The following is a 15,905-nucleotide window of genomic DNA, read 5'->3' as shown; positions in this document are numbered from 1 at the left end:
TTATTCAAAAAGGCACTTCCTCCCTTGGTTTTCTTTCCGTTACTTTCCACTGCCCCTCTTCCTTAATTAATTTAAAAACTCCAGGCTTTTCTTCGAACGAAGTGGAATAGCGAACCCAGGCTACATTACCATGGATGGTGTCTTCAATAACTTCAAAATTGATTTCGGTGTTTTCCTTCTCAGCAAACAATTCCTGGATACTTGACAAGACAGCATAATTTTCGGCGGTTGTGTATTTTTCCAGGGTAGCATCATCATTGTAATAAAAACTTTCCGCAACAATTTTAGCCGTTTCTGTATGGGTCATTTGTTTTTCATTACAAGCTACCAGGGCTATAATAACAGAATACAGGAGGATTCTTTTCATGACGTTTCTAGTTAGGGTTATTGATATATTTATGCGGTACTTTTAATTTGATATTTCTCCCGCCGTTTTTTTCATTCAGTTCCAGTATTAACCTACGGTCATCTCCCAAAGAAAACTTAGATAGCACATAGACCAGTTTTCCTGTCCCACCTTCTTTAATTTTAGAGGGCATTGCATATTTGAAAAGAGGTTCTTTATAAATGATCTGAGAGGATTTTCTTTTTCCTTTTTGCCTGGTTTCAATTCCTAAATTCAGGAAATTTATATCATAATCCAGAGATGATTTGTTTTCTATCTGGATAACGAAATAGAGTTCTTCTTTATCAAATACTATATTTTCAACGCTCAACACAATATTCTGATCTCGCTTTTTTAACCGCCCTATTCTTTGTGTTCGATTAACCAGAAAGGAACAAAATTTGTCATAATAGTAGGTCTTCCCACTTTCTTTTATTCCTTTCTTATTTATCTCCGATTCATCAATGACCCCAGGTTTTTCATTGCCTATGGTGTCAGATTTCAAAACAAAATAATTCAGCTGGTCAAGCTGATCCTTATACTTTACAATATACGAAAAAACAGAACCGTTTGAGCTGACTACCAGAAGATTACTTTCTTTTCCAGGTGTGGCCTGTAAGAGTCCGAAATATTGTTCCGCTTCTCGGTTATAAGTAAAAACAAAATTGTCAGAACCTGTTATTCCCTGCCGTATAGGTTTCGGAAAGAACAGGGCCACATTTTTTTGGTCATTTGCAAAAATGGTGTCGAGGATTTTTCTTTCTTGAGCCAAACAAGGACGAAATGCAAAAGAGGTGAAAAACAGGAGAAATAAGATATTAGTTTTCATAGTTCAGATTTTAAAATTAGTTTGTAATCATTAAGGACGGTTACTTTGACGTTCCGGTTATTGCGCCTAAGTACCTTGGTTATTCCACTAATTTGTGGCACACTTGGAATATTTATGTCCTGTATGATATCATCCAGAACCTCACTGGTTGCCTCAGCCCGAAAACTGTTTACCACATAAATACCTTCGCTGCCATCCTGGAGGTCGAAAGCCTTCAGGTTTACCGAATGATGGTCTATATTTTTAACTTCGACCAATGTCCTGTTAGGCTTAAAACTAATAAAGCCATAGACAATAGTATTCTTCGGGATCCATTGATCATTGATCTTGGCTGTCGATGTCAGGCGCATCTGGAGGCGGGAATTGGCTTTTACGACCTGGTTCCCGTCGACTACAGCATATATAACAGAATGGGTATTTGCTGCAACAAGCCTACTGTCTCGCTTAGGAGAGGAGGCAAAGAACAGTTGATGCTCCAATCCCATTTCCTTAGCCTCGATTTTCTGCTCCTGCTGTATCTCCTCAATTTCTAATTGAGGAGTGGGAGTGGTAAGCTTTTGTTCTGGCGTGAATTCCTGGTCTATTCCTTCTGAATATTTTATACGTCCGGATTCATAGATACTGTCAACAATCCTTTCCTTTTCCTTTTCGGTCAGTTCTGTGTCATAGAAACCCAGCGAATCTATCAGCTTCTCATCGTAAATACTGGGAGCATTTGTTTCCCGTACTTCCCTCAAATCATTTATAGCATCAAGTTTGGAATCGTATTCCTTCGATTCCTGTTCCAGTTCAGGGATTAAAGTTTGTTTCAAATTTTGGCTCTCACTTTCGTCATCGTTTAGAATCATAAGCGTATAGGAAATTAGAAATAGGAGAATTACTGCGATTACAGCCCCAAACACTATTTTATTCTTTTCAATTTTCATTATTTAGTTTCTTTAAAGTGTTTTCAAAGTAATTAGTGATAAGTAACCCGTGAGGGTTGTTGGGAAAATTTCGATCTACAGTGATCAGGTTTCCTGTGGAAACCAGCTCATATGTATCGATCACGGATCCGCGGTTGATTTCAAAAATCGTAATGGTTTTAAAGCTGTACTTTCCTTCTTGTTCGGCTACTTCAGAGTTTATACTAAGTACCTTTTGAACCAGCGAATATTGAATCAACCTGTTGTAAACACCATCAGCTTTCTTCTGCCGGTATAGGTTGTCGACAGAGCTGTTTCCCAGCCAAAGCGCTTTTTCAAGGTTTTTCTCATAATTGCTGGCATCGATGTTATAGAAGTAATTGTGAAATAGCTCCAAATGTGCCAGTGCTTCCACCCTGAAGTTTTCTTTTTGGGAAACCAGTTTTAACGGGATTACCTCTCCGTTTGTATTAACCGCAAAGGCACTGTTCAGTGCTCTTTTATTAATGGAAAATGCTATCCATCCTGAAAAGATGCTCGAAGAGAATGCACATATAACTACAGCTATAACTACAAATCTATTTAGCTTTAACACGGCATATATATTTTGATAAGGTGTTTTCATGATGTAAAAAGTCTTAGTGTAAAAGAAGTTGCCCGCCTGTAAAGTTTAAACTTGAGAAAAACTATAAACCCGATAGACCCCAGTTCAACTACCGGGGCAAAAAAGCCACTACCCACGTCAGTACCGAACAGGTTTGTCCAGAAGTTGGTATTAATTTCTGTGTAAATTGCATTGATAAAAACGTTTACCAGGAAAAATGCAGGTACAAGCATATAGACTGCGGCATATAACTTGAAGAAGTTATACGCCAGGGAGCGAAACTTCTCAAACACGGCCAGGCTTATGACCAGTGGAAAAAAGGCCTGCATTAATCCTAGTAAAAAGTAACGTTCAGCCAGGAACAACGGGTAGATGAACAGATCCAATATCCATAACAGGAGACTTAAAATAAAAGCTATCATTTTAAAGCCATACAAGGGAGTAATTAGGAATTCGTACAACAAAGACATGGCCATTGTTACGGCATCCAGTATGTTTACATCTTCTTCAATGGGTATGTCCTGCATTTGCAAGGGAAGTAAAGCAGGAGCCGTATCCCGATAGCGATCTTCAATGGCCACTAGAATTCCATCAAAAAAGCCTAGGATTTGTGTGGAAAAAATTACCAGTAGCACTACTGCAAAATTCTTTGCAAGTTCCCCGGGACTCAGTCCCCATGTATAACCTTCCTTATCGGCAATACCTTCATTATATTTCTTAAGGATGTTCACAAGGAAAAAGAGCACAGCAAGCGTTTTCATTCCCACAATGGTGTACTGTGAAAATTCACTGTTCTGGATGGTCTGGAAAACCGTATCGACATATTCCAGTCCAATTCCTAAAATGATGTTAGCACTCATCTCTAAAAATTTGTTTCACGATTGTTGATCTTATCCTGCATCTTTCTGAAAGAAATGATATTCCGATAGCGTTGGGTTTTCATATTGATCTCCATAACCATTTCCCTGGACTGCATTTCCTTTTCCTGAAGCATTTCTGTCCGCTCCCCGTCACTCATTTTTAGATAATCGTTGGACAAGATTTCATCTATGAAATCCATTGTTTCCAAAGAATTATCTACAATGGCATTAAAGGATTCCGATACCCGCGTAACTTCTTCCGGTTTGATATAGGGCGAGTTTAGGATTTCTCTTAGATCGTTTTGCATTATCCCGATAAGACGTTGATTGTTTCGGCCTATTTCGCGGACTGCCTTCAGTTGCTTCACCACAGTATTCACCTTTTCAAGATTTTCTTTCTGCTGTTTTAGAAATTCCGCAGTTTTTAAAAGTTGTGAGGTTTGCTTGGCAGATTCGACCAGCGACTTCACAAGGCTGATAAAGTTCGTGTTATCGTACACGGGCATTCCCTGACCGGCGCAATTGACATTTATAAGTAGTATCAGACTTAAGGTTAAAAGTAAATTCTTCATGATATTAAATTTTTATAGTTAGCCGATTTTCTGTTGTATATTCCATAATGGCCTTTTCCATATCCTGATGTTCCCGGTAGAGCCTCGTTATTTCTTCATTTTCGAATCCATCGGTTAAATAAGCTGCATAAACTTCTTTGGGCACTTCCAGACGGAAGACATTGCTTTCCTTTCCAATCTTGATAAACATTTCAGTGTACTTCCGTTCCCCGGAAAGATTGTTCCTGATGGATTTTAACTGGTTTAGATCATGACTGGAAAGGTTTAACCTTCTTGCCAGCTCGGTATATCCCTTTTCATTGTGGAGGCTGTAAATGACCTGGGTGTTCTCCAGGATACTTGCCGAGGTGGAATTGTTCGGCAGCTGGTTAATAGATTGTAAGATGATACCGATTGCCCCGTTCTGTTTCCGAATCGCCTGATAATAAAATTCCACGCTTTCCAGTACATTCTCGAATTTCAACTGCTTCGCAAATTCATCAAACAGTATAATTCCTTTCTCCGCAGGGTTTTTCCAAATGGTCCGCTGGATAGCAGATTTGATCAGCTTAAGCATTACCGAAAGAACTTCCTTGTTATCCTTTACTTCATCAAGCTCAAAAACAATCAATCGTTTATCCTCGATTTTATAGGTCTGGTCCTCGCTAATCTCAAAAAGAAAGCTGTACAGGCCATCCCCAACATATTCCGACATCACGTGTAGGAAGTTCACTATGTTGAAGTAATCGGGATGGATCTTTAGTTTTTGCAGGAGATCTTTTTGATTGGTTTCTACAAACCGATAAAAACTATCCAGGGAATGTTTTTTAGGAACATTTGAATAGTAGTGGCGCAATATTTTTTTAACCGACACAGACTGTGTTTTGGTCACTTTTAAATCGGAACCAAACAATTCAAACAGGAACATTGACAAATCTTCCAGACGTTCAGGCGTGATATCCTTTGGGTTACTGATATAAAATGGATTAATGCCCAGATTTTTTCCGCTTTCATATCTCAGTACTATATAATTTTCAGGATATAACTTTGCGAACTTTGTATAGGATCCTCCAAGATCAATGATCACCAGTCGTACTCCACTCTCGAAGTACTGCCGCAGAATATTATTGGCCAGGAAAGATTTTCCTTCCCCAGTAGGGGCAAAAATGGCAAAGTTCCGTGCTTTGATTCGCTTTTTTCGTTCGTCCCATACATCCTTTAGCACCGGGACGTTGTGTTCACGATCATTGAAAATGATCCCTGTAGGATCCGATTTGTAATTCGAGTTATTGATCAGCAGGCACAGCGCGTGTTTCAGATCAGTCAGATATAAATCTGCATTGGAAAAGTTGGAAGAAAAACAACAGTAGCTATTCACTACATAGTTTTTACGTTCTTCTCCCCGCGGGTAGTACGGCGTAATATCAAGTTCCTTAAATTCAGTCTTTACCTTCGATGCTATCTGAGCCAGCTCTCCGGCTTCCTTAGCCCAATAGATGACATTGAAATGGCCACGGATAATTCTGGAGGTATCATCCTCATTTATCTGGTTAAGAATATTTTGAATTTGACCCAGGACAACCTTATTCTGAGATCCGAAATTTGAACTTTTATGTAGTTCTTCAATTTTCTTATCAAGGAGCTTCCGCCATTTTTGTTTGTCATCCAGGTAGAGAATTTGATTTACCATATGATTTTCATTAAGAGTCAATCCAAGGCCGTCAATAAAGCCCTGGTGGAATGTGAAATCATCGGAAGTAAAACTTTCATTGATCTTGCTGCTCTGAACAGTGTCGCCAAAACAGCGTTCACTGTTGATAGCCAGGGCATCAAAATAATGGTCACCAATCTGAATGTTGGATTTATTTAGCAGCATATCGGTATCAAAACCTTCGTGAAAACCATTAAAGAAGCTATTGGTCAAGCCCTGGATTTCCACTTCACCAAGGGGTAGAAAAGACATCCTACGGCTATTATTGATAAAGGACACGGAATCGCTGACCGAGCTGATAAAACTTCTGAGATTATCATCCAGTTCCTGGGGCATCCCTTTAGAAACCTTTCGAAATGGATTGACATACTTCGGGTTATTTAATGCTTTGTTTTTAGTGAGGATAAAAAACAGATAGCAGCGATGTTCCATATATTCCCTGCCTTTGAAATGATCGTGTGTTGCCTTTTCTAAAAAGGTTGTATTTGGCAATAACTCCGCAGAATATGATTTCTTTAAATAGATGTCCTGTTTGTGTACCACACTTCCAGTGGGCAAAGATTTTAGAGCCTGGAACCAAACCCCGTGGATATCTTCCAAATCCTTTTCGGATAAAGAATAGATTTCAGGTAACATCCCCTCATAGCAAAGAATCACGTTACCATTATTGGCAAAAATGATATTGTCCTGAATATCGATTATGGGCGTAAAGTCCGAAAGATTAATCTTGTTCATAATTAAAATTTGAATTTCTTCTGTTGCTGATGATTTCTGGAAATCTTACCGACACCTGAAAGAGCTGTGATGTTCTGGTTATTTTGATTAGTACTAAATAAAAGATACAATTGAAGATCAAAGCACCAATGATGATCCAGAAGCTAAAAGAGAAAATGATGACCAGTAATGAAGCTACTACGCAAATCATCATTAAAGCAAAGGAGGAGATGGGAAGCCCAAAAATGACAGCCCCTTTCCTAATGTTTCTATAGACTTCAAATTGTTTCATTAGACCACGATTGAAATCAAGTAAGTGAAGATGCCAACTACTGCTCCTGCGATAAGGACAAAGACGAGCACCCGGGTAATCCCCTTTTTAAGGTCTGCATTTTCCCCAAAGAAATGGCCTGCGTTAAACAGGAAACCAACAAGAAAAATCACTCCAAGGAGGATGGGGAAGATGGTCCGGATAGTATCGGCAATATCATTAACCGAATTTTCAATTCCCCCGATTTGTGCAAAAAGCGGGAAAGAAATCAGGGACAAAAAAAGTGTTGGATATATTGATTTTTTCATAACGCACAGTTTTAAATTTTGTATTGTTTTTGTTATAGAAAAAATACATATATTTAAATATAATATGTTGAAAATCAGCATAATAAATAAAAAATAATATTTGATTTTCAATAGGTTATTTTGATATTAAATGATGTCAAATTGAATTGAAATCACCATGAGAACTGGTAACAACCTGAAAAATTTAAATGCTCATGAGGCTGAAAAACGTCATTTTTGTGGTTTTGCTCCTGAAAATGTGTGTCATTTTTGGGCAGGGAAAAGAACATCAAAAAAGAATTATTGTAGATGTTGGCCATGGAGGAAAAGACCCTGGAGCGATCGGCATAAATGGAATCCAGGAAAAAGATGTTGTCCTGGCGATAGCAAAAGAAATGATCAGGCTCAATAAATCAATATTTGGAAATGAGTATGACATTTATCTTACAAGATATGATGATAGTTTTTTCACCCTTTCAGAAAGGATCAACTTAGCAAAATCATTAAGGGGAGATGTATTTATTTCCTTGCATTGCAATTCATTTTATAGCGATGCCCGGGGAATGGAAATTTTTACATTTAATTCTGAATCCAAAAAATTTGACTATAACACCAGGACATCCATCGTTCTTGGGAATGAAATTCTAAGAGAGTCTACCCTTAATATAAACATTAAAAACAGGGGGATCAAGTTTGACAATTTTCAGGTATTGAGGGAAATGAATAGGTTTTGTCCTGCTATTCTAATTGAAGTGGGTTTTTTAAATAATCCGGTTGAGGCAGCGCATTTTTCAAGACCATCAGGGATAAGAGCAATGGCTTTAGCTGTTTTATCGGGTATAAGTAATCATTTAAAATCAGGGTTATGAATGCAGCATTTTCAGAGGTTATCAAAAGTATCGGCGAAATTATGAGACAGCTTATATCTGAAGTTGTTTTGATTATTAAAGCCTTTAGGCGCTAATTATTTTCTTTTATCTATAGCACCTTCTTCAAAAGCAACAAGATTGAATAGTTCCCGCATTCGGCTTCGGACTCTGTTTCCGTAACGTTCTTCCAGTTCCTCGGCATTCAGGTTTGTTGTGGCGTGGGTTTTAATCTTTTTATTTGTCTGAAGGAAAAGTTCATGACGCGATAACAGCACTTCTCCCATAACATTACAATCTTTTCCGTAGAACCTTCCGGGAGGTTCTACCCCTAAATCATCAAAGCAAAATAATTTATTGTTTCCGTAATCTTCGATAGTTTTATAACCAAGATGATTAAAGCTAAAAACAACGTTTCGGCAAGGGATCATCTCGTAAGGTCTTTGCAAAGGAACCAGGTGGCGGAGAAGTTTCATTAGGCTGGTTTTTCCACATCCTACGGGACCTGACAGTAAAAGGCCTTTTTCAACATCAATACCGGACTTCTGGCAGCTTTTTTTGTCTTTGATAAAATAAGAACTCAACTTTAGTATAATTTCTCGGTCTTCCTCGTAGATCTTGAATTTTTCTCCAAATAGAAGCTTTCCCTTTGCATTGAGATACACCAGGATTTTAGGAAAATCGTAAATAACGGTTTTCCCATCAAACTTTCCCAGCGAATATTCCACGCCGCCTTCAATGATTTTAGAGGGGTTGTCCATAATCTTTGATTTTAGTGGTTCGCAAGTTGTCCCGATTTTGGGACGCTCCCTTTTTGTTTTGTTTGTTTTTCTCGTCTAATAATTCGGTTCGATCCATCCAGTTTATGGCTAAGCCCCGCCAATCCCTTACCTCCTTTTCATCGCTGGTTTTCCAATCTCTTTCCTGGTAGTGTTCATAGAATTTTTTTCCTTCATCGGCAGAAAAACCTTTTTCTTTAAAAAAATATAAAACAGCCTGCCTGTCCTTTGGCTGTTTATTAATGTTTACTTGTTTAGTATTGTTTATATTAGATACCAATGCTTGTCCACTCACGGGACGGTGTGGGTACACAGCTTGTCCATTGGTGGGATGGTGCTGGTACACTACTGGTTCACGTATGGGATGGTACCGTTCCGCAAGCTGTTCCAATTTGGGATTGTACTGTCCCATATCTGGTTCATCACTTGTCTCGATAAGGGCCATCTTGATTTTACTGCCTTTGTAAGGATTTTTGGACGGATAATAGAAAAGATAATCCCACTTATCCAGTTCGACAATACACCGATGGTAGGTGGATTTCGAGCCGATCTTGGCTACGCGCATCAACTCCCTGCGGTTAACGAAAAATTCATCGGCAAACCGGCTGCTGTTCCATTCCTGAAATAAAGCCATATACAGGCTGATATGTGTAGGATTCAGGCGGTCATCAAAAAAGAACTTTTCAAAAGCCGCATTCAGTTGCTTAATATAGTTCATAGTAGTTAGTCGAATTTGTGATTTACCCGATTGGCGGTCATCACGTTTTGGATTTCCTCTGCATCATAGTAAATAATTCCTCCAATTTTGGTATAGGGTAGGGTGCCGTTAATTCTTAAGTTCTGAAGAGTTCCCGGACTTACCTGGAGCAGATCCATCACATCTGAAGATTTCAGATATTTTTTCAAAGTTCCTGATGATTGTTTGGTGATGAGATTTCTAATCTCCTCGAGCAATTCCATTTTGAATTCCCGAAGATCGTCGGTGGTAATAATACTTGTTGGCATAATAGAACGGTTTTTAAAGAAAGGGACTATCAAAGGGTTAAACTTTTTAAATTGATAGCCCCTGACTGAATTTGACTTTCGTTCTACAAAATTGGGAGGGATTACTGAATTTTGTTCCCCAGTACGACCGTAGTACGGTCAAAATTTAACATCTTTAAATTTGGTTGGTTCTGGGCAGATTTAAGTTCTGTTCTGTTGTTTTTGTATGCTCAAATAGAATCAAATTGAATTGTGATTTGGATAAAACACGTTTTCGGTAGGTCAACCGTAGTACGGTCTTTTTTTAAACAGTTTTGGAAGATCTAAAAATCGAAATTTTTATTCTTCGCTCTTATCCATTTCGGAAAGCAGTGAGGTCGCTAATTGATCGAGGAATAATGTCCTGCTATTTTTTCTGCCTTTGATGTCCTGGTTGGTTTTGTAGATATCCCGTGGTGTATAATCAAAAATTTCCTGGAGCTTTTGTGAAACCTTCATAATGCTAAGGCCATTCTGATTCCGAAGTCCATTATACCATAGGGCATAAACCAATTCCACCCAATCCGAATTCGTAAATGGCCAATGTATTTTTTCGGTGGCATGGAGCTTTACCTCTTTTCCATTAAGATTATTTTCAACATTGGACATTCGTTCATCCAGATAAATAACCAATGTATTGTAGGCTTTGAATTTACCTAAAAGCATATCCCGCGGCGTGCAAAAGTCAGGGTCCTGAAAATAGAATTTTGAAGTGGTTATATGAAAGCTATCCAGGTAATCCCGAGTGTAATATTCTTTGTCGAAATGGGTGGCCCCGGAATTGACATACTGCCCAAAATCTAAATTGTACAGAAAGAAACGGTTTAGCTTACCAATTTTCTTTTTTATGAACTTAAGCTGAGAGTTTTTATCCGCCTTTGGGAACTGGATTTCAAAGGAATGGACTTCTGAGAAATAAATTAGATGAACAAGGGGAGCCTGTTTTATAGTTTTAAAGAATTCAATTTCGGCTTTAATTGAGTCAAAGCCCCTAGCTATGACTTCTCTTTTGAGTGTAATGAGTAGGTTACGACATACTTCAATAGAGCGATAGGATTGCTCAAGGATATTCTTACTGTGAAGTTTGATTTCCTCCAGTTCTTCCAATAGCTTGTATGAGAGCAATTCTGTATCCATCTGTAACAAATTTTACTGTAAAGCATCATAAACTTCTTCAAGGATTAGGTTAGATAGTCAATTCGAATCTGTCGACTACGAATGATCAAAAGGAAACTGGGAGATACTTTCATGACAGCTAAAGAACCTCCTTGAAGATAATTACAAATACCTTTATTATTGGTAATCGATGCCGTATTTTATTACGGAAAAGCCCGTATTTTCCTACGGAACAAGAACTAAAAGCCCAACAAAATACCGAAGCTATTTATTCTTTGGCTCGAAGCGGGATATAAATTGACCTCTATTCTTGACCGCAGTTTTTTTAAAAATATTTGAGGCATGTTTAGAAACCGTATTTTCTGCTATGAAAAAATCTCTGGCAATTTCTTTATAGGATAATCCTCGTAAAATGGATAATGCAATTTCAATTTCCCTTCTTGTGAGATCTCCATAAATTATTTTGTTTTTCAGGGCTTCATTTCCTTCTACTTTTTGAAAAGCAAAGACTTCGAAGGCTTCAGGCTTATTCTTCAGAAAACGAAGGTATCTATTTACCTCAATAACTGTTATTGCATAGAAAGCCAGGTTCATTACAGTGAAGGTTAACCATTGATAATCACCTATAACTGTTAGTATGGGCAAAAGGGCTATGCAAGAGATACTTGTGATGGCTAATCTATTTTTTTTAGAAACAAATGAATATGGATTGTCGATGTTTGAAATCCTTCTGTAAAATAAGCCGAGAAAAATAAATGCTATAATTGAAACCGGGATCGTGAAAAGAAGCCTTGCTGAATCCAAAGAATTTGTAAGGAAGTAGGGAATTAAGAATAACAGAATAAAACTACAACCTACCAGTATAGCAATATTGGGAATAGTGGAACCGAACTTTAAAAATTCAATATCATAGTCCTTATACAAATAATAAATTATGTATACACATAGCGCTATTGCTACGCCATAAGTAATGATGTATTGAACAATTATTGGATCAGGAAAACTTTCTGTTGGCAGGAATCCCCCGGTTAAGTTGTAAGCAATATACAGCAACCCGAGAGTTATATACCTTCTTAGGCTCAGGCGTTTTAGCTTTGCATTTTGAATGACAGCAATAAGTACAATAATCGTGTCAATCAATAGGTAAAAAAAGGTCGTCCAATGGATTGAAGTGCCAAACATCATTGTTTCTCATCTTTTCGTTCGAACTTATTTGTCTTCAAATTAGTCGCGTTGCTCCAATGAAAAATCCTGTTGTTCATAGCCACATAAACGTCTGGCTTTAAAAATTGTAAGGCATCTATTACATAGCCTAAATTGAATGGAGCATCTGTATTTCGAGAGGATCCCAGAATAAAGGAACCGGTGAGAACTATCATTTTATTTATTTTACGGTCTGCTTTATGTTCTGCAGCTTCTTTCATAGTGAAAGTACCGTGAAATATAAAAATTTTTGAAGCTTTTGAGGTTTGGATTTTTTCTACCAAATACTCCGGTCTTCAAATGTGATAGATCTGCTGTCTTTTTTTTAAAGTGTCTTCGATGATATAGGTAAAAAGACGCATTTACTGATTCTAGGGCACTCTTTAATAAAAGCTGTTGCTTCTTTTTTTTAATTCGTTATCCAGGCCTTCTATCTTTTCCACCTGATTATCTAATCTTGAAATTAAGCATTATCAAGTCAGTTACCTTCTATTATTATGGAAAACATCTTAACTATTATTTAGTAGTAGTTATTCGGCAATAATGAATTGACAAGATAAGCATTGGATTTTCACTAAAAGCTAAACCTTTACTATAGCAGACTGAAAGCAATATATATGGATTTCAGCTTTGGATTTTGAATGACAGCAAGTAATTCAATAATGGTGTCAATCAATAAATAAAAAAAGGTCGTCCCCAATGGATTGAAGTGCCAAACATCATTGTGTTTCATCTTTAGACTCGAACTTATTTGTCTTCAAATTTTTAGTCACATTGCTCCAATGAAAAATCCTTCCGTTCATAGCCACATAGACATTTGGCTCTAAAAATTGTAAGGCACATATTGCATAACCTAAATTGAATGGAGCATCTGTATTTTGAAAGGATCCCGGAATAAAAGAACCGGTGAGAACTATCGTTTTGTTTATTTTTTGGTCTGCTATATGTTTTGCAGTTTCTTCCATAGTGAAAGTACCGTGAGATACTAAAATTTTTGAAGCTTTGGAGGTCTGGATTTTTTTTGCCAAATACTCCCGGTCTTCAAATGTGATAGATCTGCTATCTTTTTGGAAAACTTCTTCTATGGAAAAAGAAATTGACACATTCGCCGATTCCAGAAAATTTCTCAATGAAATTTTCCTATCAATTTGTTTTTGATCATAATCCAGTCCTTGGATGGTACCGCCGGTTGAAAATATTTGTATCACAATTGGAAGATTTGAGAATTTAAATACTAAAGATAAAGGACTTACTCCTAAAAAAATACTCTGTAAGGTTTTTTTACTATGAGTGACTTATTTACCTGCAGCAAACATCTAAAAGTTGAAAAATAGATCCATCTTGCTGTTAAATTATCTCTTAAAATTTGTGGACCACCCCAGGGCATGTTTTAAATTTGAAAAAATAAAACAAAATGATACCACGAGACTTAAGTAAAGATATCAAAACCAGGCTACAGAGCATTAATGGACAGATACATGGTCTCATAAAAATGCTTGATGAAGATGCCAACCCCGATAAGATTCTTATTCAATTTAAAGCGGCACAGAAGGGTCTGGATAAAGCTCATTTTTTATTGTTGGATGAAACCTACCGGAAAGCCTTGGCCATAAAAATTTCTGAAACTGTAGATGCCTGCCCCGGAGATTGTGGAAATGAAGATCGCATCGAATTTATACGAAAGCAATTCCCCGATTTGGAATTGGATACCCTTACTTCCAAAATGAGTGAAATAGCCGAGCTCCGTAAGCGAATCACTGATCGAGAGATATAGAGTATATCTCAATACCATGTCTTTTCAACATTAATATAGTTTTCTTGGCACTAGTGCGATTTGTAAGAATATAACAAGCAGAAAGCTAGAAGCATATTTCATTATTCCCCTTCCCAAAACTTAAATTTTTCTTCTTTAATTATTAGGAGACCACCCTGGGGTCTCCCCTACCTTTGAATTGTTCTATTAAAAGAATATAAAAATTGTTTAATAATAAAATTTAATAAGATGAAACGTAAAGTAGAAATATTTACCGCCAACTGCCCTGTATGTGATCCGGCTGTTGAAATGGTTAAAGCCCTCGTTTGTAATAATTGCGAGCTCACCACTTATGATTTGGTGAAACAGTGTGACGATAAATCCTGTGTGTCCAAAATAAGTGAATATGGGATCAAGAAATTACCGGCAATTGCAGTAGATGGAAAATTACTGGATTGCTGCAAAGGCAATGCCATCACAAAAGAAAAACTAATTGAAGCCGGGATAGGAAAAGCTTAATTAATAGAAGGCACGGCTTATTTTTAAACCAATTTTTCCGGCTTCCGTGCAAGCAGGGAAATCATTTAAAACCAACATAATTATGAAACCATTAAATTCAAAATTACAGAAATGCATTGATGATTGTAACGATTGTATTACCGCATCGCGAATTTGCCTGGACCAGCACCTGGGGGAACCGGATATGAAAAAGTGCCATCAGTTTTGTTTGGACTGTATTGTTTTATGTACGGCCTGTGTGCAACTACTAGCCAGCCAGTCCGATTATTCAAGTCGTGTTTGCGCCATTTGCGCCGATCTTTGTAAAGCCTGTGCCGATGAATGTGCCAAATTTGATAGCGAAATATGCCAACAATGTGCAGAGAAGTGCAGACAATGTGTGAAAAGCTGTGAAAAAATGGCAGCTTAAGATTCATTTGAATTAAAAACATTGTTTGAAATGGGGCAGTATCTTTTATGTTATTGCCCTTCTTTTTATTTTACCTCTATCTAACCATTTTAGGATTCATCCGTGAATTATCAAGAAATGTAGAATGAGTGACTACTTCTGAATAGATTTTATAAAAATTCAAAACTGACTTGGAGACCACCCCATAGTTCCTCGTAACTTGCCAATTAATTGAATAATTAAAATGATGAAACATCCATGCGAAAAGAATTTCTCACACAGAAGAAAGATTGTATGGATGTCCATATATCCTCTAAAACACTAAAAATATATGAAACAATTAATAAAAAAAGTAGTCGCTGTGATGCTGACTGGTGCTGCAATTTTATTTTCCTACAGCACAGCGAATGCACAAAAGTCCGAGATACAGCAAAATGAAACTGAATTAGAAGATAAAAAGATGATGAGTAGTGTACTACATTTAAAAATAAAGGGCATGCACTGCGAGTCCGGCTGCGCCAATGGAATAGATGCGATGCTGAAGGAACAGCAAGGAATAATTAAAAGTAAAACGAGTTTTGACCAAAGTTCAGCTGTAATTGAATATGATCCCATTCTGATTTCTGAGGAAGAAATTGTTAGCTTGATCACAGGCAGGGGGTTTGAGGTAGAAGTTGTCACCGAAAAGGGAGATATACCACAGGATTAATTCCACTCAAATAAAAATAATATGCAAATCCTCACAAAAATAAAAGAAGACTTCGTAAGCATAGGAAGCCTTTTCACCTCGATTTCCACCTTGCTGTGTTGTACCCTGCCTTCGCTCTTGGTTGCCCTGGGAATGGGAGCGGTGGTGGCAGGATTAGCTTCTGACCTGCCCTGGCTTATTACCATGAGCAAATATAAAGACTGGACCTTCTTGATTGCCGGGACTATGATAGGCTTTAATTTCTGGCTGTTCTACGGAAGAAAAAGAAAGCAAACGTGCGAGATTGATGGAAATGGAAATGAAACCCCCTGCGATACAGCAGCAAGATGGAGCAAAGTCATTCTTTGGGTTTCCTTTGGCCTTTATGTCCTTGGATTGTTTTCTGCTTATTTACTATTACCCATTCAAAAATTTTTAGGAGTTTAAATCTAC

Annotated in this window: 22 protein-coding genes; 7 read left to right on the top strand and 15 right to left on the bottom strand. The window is 37.5% G+C overall.

Annotation, left to right across the window (positions count from 1 at the left end; translation table 11 throughout):
- Window positions 1-4: 4 nt before the first annotated feature.
- Genes RM545_RS07300 through RM545_RS07270 form a run of 7 tightly spaced genes read right to left on the bottom strand, consistent with a single transcriptional unit; the run spans window position 5 to window position 6,580 of the window.
- On the bottom strand, window positions 5-367 hold the full coding sequence (locus RM545_RS07300) for a hypothetical protein (protein WP_311494658.1): 363 nt from the start codon (window positions 365-367) through the stop codon (window positions 5-7).
- A 7-nt stretch (window positions 368-374) separates the two neighbouring features.
- A complete protein-coding gene (locus tag RM545_RS07295) occupies window positions 375-1,214 on the bottom strand; it encodes a DUF4138 domain-containing protein (RefSeq protein WP_311494657.1) in 840 nt (279 codons plus the stop codon).
- Window positions 1,211-2,140 (bottom strand): conjugative transposon protein TraM, encoded by a 930-nt coding sequence (gene traM / locus RM545_RS07290; protein WP_311494656.1) that lies wholly within the window; start codon window positions 2,138-2,140, stop codon window positions 1,211-1,213. The genes RM545_RS07295 and traM overlap by 4 nt, the downstream gene beginning before the upstream one ends.
- Window positions 2,130-2,744 carry a conjugal transfer protein TraK gene (locus tag RM545_RS07285; protein WP_311494655.1) on the bottom strand — a complete coding sequence of 205 codons (615 nt, stop codon included), beginning with the start codon at window positions 2,742-2,744 and terminating at the stop codon, window positions 2,130-2,132. The genes traM and RM545_RS07285 overlap by 11 nt, the downstream gene beginning before the upstream one ends.
- On the bottom strand, window positions 2,741-3,583 hold the full coding sequence (locus RM545_RS07280; protein WP_311494654.1) for a hypothetical protein: 843 nt from the start codon (window positions 3,581-3,583) through the stop codon (window positions 2,741-2,743). The genes RM545_RS07285 and RM545_RS07280 overlap by 4 nt, the downstream gene beginning before the upstream one ends.
- A gap of 2 nt (window positions 3,584-3,585) precedes the next feature.
- Window positions 3,586-4,155 (bottom strand): conjugal transfer protein, encoded by a 570-nt coding sequence (locus RM545_RS07275; protein ID WP_311494653.1) that lies wholly within the window; start codon window positions 4,153-4,155, stop codon window positions 3,586-3,588.
- Window positions 4,156-4,159: 4 nt separating this feature from the next.
- A complete protein-coding gene (locus RM545_RS07270; RefSeq protein ID WP_311494652.1) occupies window positions 4,160-6,580 on the bottom strand; it encodes a TraG family conjugative transposon ATPase in 2,421 nt (806 codons plus the stop codon).
- Between the two features lie 110 nt (window positions 6,581-6,690).
- Here RM545_RS07270 and RM545_RS07265 point away from each other — a divergent pair, with 110 nt between their 5' ends.
- Window positions 6,691-6,834: a hypothetical protein gene (locus RM545_RS07265; protein WP_209309947.1), complete on the top strand. Its 144-nt coding sequence runs from the start codon at window positions 6,691-6,693 to the stop codon at window positions 6,832-6,834.
- Window positions 6,835-6,850: 16 nt separating this feature from the next.
- Here RM545_RS07265 and RM545_RS07260 read toward each other — a convergent pair whose 3' ends face one another.
- Window positions 6,851-7,138 (bottom strand): hypothetical protein, encoded by a 288-nt coding sequence (locus RM545_RS07260; RefSeq protein ID WP_168137820.1) that lies wholly within the window; start codon window positions 7,136-7,138, stop codon window positions 6,851-6,853.
- A gap of 194 nt (window positions 7,139-7,332) precedes the next feature.
- Between RM545_RS07260 and RM545_RS07255 the strand changes: the two genes are divergently transcribed.
- Window positions 7,333-7,986, top strand: coding sequence for an N-acetylmuramoyl-L-alanine amidase family protein (locus RM545_RS07255; protein WP_311494651.1), 654 nt, complete (start codon window positions 7,333-7,335; stop codon window positions 7,984-7,986).
- Window positions 7,987-8,081: 95 nt separating this feature from the next.
- Here RM545_RS07255 and RM545_RS07250 read toward each other — a convergent pair whose 3' ends face one another.
- The 7 genes from RM545_RS07250 to RM545_RS07220 all read right to left on the bottom strand — a co-directional run bounded on the left by RM545_RS07250 (window position 8,082) and on the right by RM545_RS07220 (window position 13,312).
- Window positions 8,082-8,744 (bottom strand): P-loop NTPase family protein, encoded by a 663-nt coding sequence (locus RM545_RS07250; RefSeq protein WP_311494650.1) that lies wholly within the window; start codon window positions 8,742-8,744, stop codon window positions 8,082-8,084.
- Complete coding sequence (locus RM545_RS07245) at window positions 8,728-9,480, bottom strand: hypothetical protein (RefSeq protein WP_311494649.1); 753 nt, start codon at window positions 9,478-9,480, stop codon at window positions 8,728-8,730. Before RM545_RS07245 ends, RM545_RS07250 begins: the two co-directional genes overlap by 17 nt.
- Window positions 9,481-9,485: 5 nt before the next feature.
- On the bottom strand, window positions 9,486-9,767 hold the full coding sequence (locus RM545_RS07240) for a helix-turn-helix domain-containing protein (protein WP_311494648.1): 282 nt from the start codon (window positions 9,765-9,767) through the stop codon (window positions 9,486-9,488).
- A gap of 318 nt (window positions 9,768-10,085) precedes the next feature.
- On the bottom strand, window positions 10,086-10,922 hold the full coding sequence (locus RM545_RS07235) for an RteC domain-containing protein (RefSeq protein WP_311494647.1): 837 nt from the start codon (window positions 10,920-10,922) through the stop codon (window positions 10,086-10,088).
- A gap of 243 nt (window positions 10,923-11,165) precedes the next feature.
- A complete protein-coding gene (locus RM545_RS07230; RefSeq protein WP_311494646.1) occupies window positions 11,166-12,086 on the bottom strand; it encodes a helix-turn-helix domain-containing protein in 921 nt (306 codons plus the stop codon).
- Window positions 12,083-12,388: an asparaginase domain-containing protein gene (locus RM545_RS07225; RefSeq protein ID WP_311494645.1), complete on the bottom strand. Its 306-nt coding sequence runs from the start codon at window positions 12,386-12,388 to the stop codon at window positions 12,083-12,085. Before RM545_RS07225 ends, RM545_RS07230 begins: the two co-directional genes overlap by 4 nt.
- Window positions 12,389-12,823: 435 nt before the next feature.
- The gene (locus RM545_RS07220) at window positions 12,824-13,312 is read right to left on the bottom strand and encodes an asparaginase domain-containing protein (protein ID WP_311494644.1); all 489 of its coding nucleotides are present in this window, start codon (window positions 13,310-13,312) and stop codon (window positions 12,824-12,826) included.
- 206 nt (window positions 13,313-13,518) lie between these two features.
- Between RM545_RS07220 and RM545_RS07215 the strand changes: the two genes are divergently transcribed.
- The 5 genes from RM545_RS07215 (at window position 13,519) to RM545_RS07200 (ending at window position 15,899) form a co-directional block, all read left to right on the top strand.
- Window positions 13,519-13,878 carry a metal-sensitive transcriptional regulator gene (locus tag RM545_RS07215; RefSeq protein WP_311494643.1) on the top strand — a complete coding sequence of 120 codons (360 nt, stop codon included), beginning with the start codon at window positions 13,519-13,521 and terminating at the stop codon, window positions 13,876-13,878.
- A gap of 228 nt (window positions 13,879-14,106) precedes the next feature.
- Complete coding sequence (locus RM545_RS07210; protein ID WP_311494642.1) at window positions 14,107-14,376, top strand: thioredoxin family protein; 270 nt, start codon at window positions 14,107-14,109, stop codon at window positions 14,374-14,376.
- A gap of 82 nt (window positions 14,377-14,458) precedes the next feature.
- Window positions 14,459-14,785, top strand: coding sequence for a four-helix bundle copper-binding protein (locus RM545_RS17700; RefSeq protein ID WP_489752648.1), 327 nt, complete (start codon window positions 14,459-14,461; stop codon window positions 14,783-14,785).
- Window positions 14,786-15,095: 310 nt separating this feature from the next.
- Window positions 15,096-15,473 carry a heavy-metal-associated domain-containing protein gene (locus RM545_RS07205; RefSeq protein ID WP_311494641.1) on the top strand — a complete coding sequence of 126 codons (378 nt, stop codon included), beginning with the start codon at window positions 15,096-15,098 and terminating at the stop codon, window positions 15,471-15,473.
- A gap of 21 nt (window positions 15,474-15,494) precedes the next feature.
- Window positions 15,495-15,899 carry a hypothetical protein gene (locus tag RM545_RS07200; protein WP_311494640.1) on the top strand — a complete coding sequence of 135 codons (405 nt, stop codon included), beginning with the start codon at window positions 15,495-15,497 and terminating at the stop codon, window positions 15,897-15,899.
- Window positions 15,900-15,905: the final 6 nt, after the last annotated feature.

Origin of the sequence: Autumnicola lenta (genome assembly GCF_031846515.1) — a bacterium.
GTDB lineage: Bacteria > Bacteroidota > Bacteroidia > Flavobacteriales > Flavobacteriaceae > Autumnicola > Autumnicola lenta.
Note: the sequence above shows the minus strand (reverse complement) of the source record. Positions and strands in the feature narration are given on the sequence as shown.